General features: G+C 38.1%; 1 protein-coding gene. It reads right to left on the reverse strand.

Annotation, left to right across the window (positions count from 1 at the left end; genetic code table 11):
- Positions 1-25: 25 nt before the first annotated feature.
- Positions 26-250 carry a hypothetical protein gene (locus CWB75_RS19020; protein WP_249362351.1) on the reverse strand — a complete coding sequence of 75 codons (225 nt, stop codon included), beginning with the start codon at positions 248-250 and terminating at the stop codon, positions 26-28.
- Positions 251-312 lie beyond the last annotated feature (62 nt).

Raw genomic sequence — 312 nt, forward strand, 5'->3', positions numbered from 1 at the left:
TTAATACCTGCTTTTGTAAATCACTTCAAACAAACTGTAGATAATTAAAAGTACTATGGCGTTGCCCACTTTGTAGCTTGGCTGCACCAATCAGCGTAGACCCAAGCGCAGAGTTACCGGCGCCATTGCCGACAAGCAATACACAGGTTTCCCCCGGTTTTACTTGCCAAGTTAAATCCTTAATAAAATAGCGATTACTGCCACCGGAGGATAAATAACCATTAAATTGCTGAAGTAAAATTGAGCTCACACTAGCTACCAAAATAAGTATTAAAAATTCAAATTAACGTACAAAATAACAATTAGGCAAGT

This window comes from Pseudoalteromonas sp. S1608 (assembly GCF_005887265.1).
Taxonomy (GTDB): domain Bacteria; phylum Pseudomonadota; class Gammaproteobacteria; order Enterobacterales; family Alteromonadaceae; genus Pseudoalteromonas; species Pseudoalteromonas undina.